Origin of the sequence: Mesorhizobium sp. M7A.F.Ca.MR.176.00.0.0 (genome assembly GCF_004023165.1) — a bacterium.
Taxonomy (GTDB): domain Bacteria; phylum Pseudomonadota; class Alphaproteobacteria; order Rhizobiales; family Rhizobiaceae; genus Mesorhizobium.
Map to the genome: position 1 here is coordinate 1 of NZ_RZTC01000280.1, position 1,443 is coordinate 1,443.

A 1,443-nucleotide genomic window follows, 5' to 3' on the forward strand; every position below is an offset into this window, starting at 1 on the left:
CGGGCCGGTTCGACAAGGCGAGCAGCGGCAGCCCTCGGGATAAGCCAGCCGGCTGTCAGTCAACATGTGAAGCAACTCGAGACCACGCTCGGCATCACCCTCTTCAAGAGATCAGCCAACCGCATCGTCCCCTTGCAGGAAGCATGGGAGCTCCTGCGAAACGTTGAACTTGCCCTGACGTCCCTGGATCGGCTGGAAGCGTCAATCTTCGCGATGAAGAACGAGGAAAAGCAAAGGATTGCGATTGCCGCGCCTTCTGTTTTCGGTTTCGTGACCTTGCCCAAGGTGGTGGCGATTATCCACGCAAAGACCGCTTCGAACGTCCGGTCAATTTCTGGAAGCTACGACCAGATCGGCGAGCACATCTTGGCCGGTCGCGCGGATCTGGGGATCTCGAGATTGCCGCTGGACCCACGCCTGTTTGAATGGGCGCCGCTCGGGTCGGCGCGCAACGTGTGCATCTTTCATCCCGACCACCGCTTTTCACAACAGACCTGTATCGAGGCGCACGACCTGGCTGGCGAAACGATCGTCGATATCGATCCCCAGTTCGCCGCCCACCAGATGAACTTCAATGCGTTGCGCTTCGCCGGCGTTGAGCCAGACATACTGGTGGAATTCGATTGCAACGGTCACGAGGCCGGATACGTTTCGGCTGGCCTGGGCATTTCCATAACCAATGAAATCATTGCGCGTGAATACGAAGCGTTTAACCTCCAAGCAAAACCGGTGGAACCGTCAGCGCTCTATCATTACGTCGCGATTTGGCAGAAGGGCAGGACCTTTTCGAATGCTCTGAGCGTGTCGCTCGAGGCGATCATCGCGGCCTTTTCCACCCCTGCGAAAGGGTGAGATTTCTCAGAGGGCGGCTAGAGAACGACACTAGGCGGCCAAGCGCGGCGCGTGCGCCGGCGGCCGCACTGGGAACTCAAGCCGTTTCCAAACCGCCTTGGAATTGAGCGAGTTGCTTTGGAAAATGATGAGCGAGGTAGCGTACGAGTTTGTGGCTATCCATCAGCCGGTTAGGTATCGTCGTACCGTTACAAGTTCGAGGCCCCACGAACCCACGTGCTCAGCGGAGTTTCGAAATTCCTGGCTCAACTCGGCCTGGCAGGGCCTGCGTGAAAAATGAGCTGCCCGCAGACGTGACCGGCTGAGCCACTTCCTGGCTGATGTCGGGGTGATTAACGGCTCTGAAGTGCGGCAGCGTCGCCTTTTGAAAAGTATGAGCTCGAGGCAGCCATTTCATACGGTTCCTGGCCGCATCAACCAGTTCCTCCTCGCGGGTAAGGCCGTTCATAAAGAGCTTTAGCAGGTGAGAAGCCGCTTCTTCGGCATCGGGCGAAGTAAGCGGCAATTTGCTCTCGTCGCACACAGTCCGGCAAATGCGAGACAACATTTCAATCTCGCACGGACCAAGGCAGTGACCAGGGTACAACATAA

At 57.4% G+C, this 1,443-nt stretch carries 2 protein-coding genes; one reads left to right on the forward strand and one right to left on the reverse strand.

Annotation, left to right across the window (positions count from 1 at the left end; translation table 11 throughout):
- On the forward strand, nucleotides 1-852 hold an 852-nt coding region (locus EOB59_RS34790), incomplete at its 5' end, for a LysR family transcriptional regulator (RefSeq protein WP_164895859.1).
- 220 nt (nucleotides 853-1,072) lie between these two features.
- Here the strand turns inward: EOB59_RS34790 and EOB59_RS34795 are convergent.
- A partial coding sequence (locus EOB59_RS34795) for a hypothetical protein (protein WP_206622108.1) occupies nucleotides 1,073-1,443 on the reverse strand: 371 nt, incomplete at its 5' end.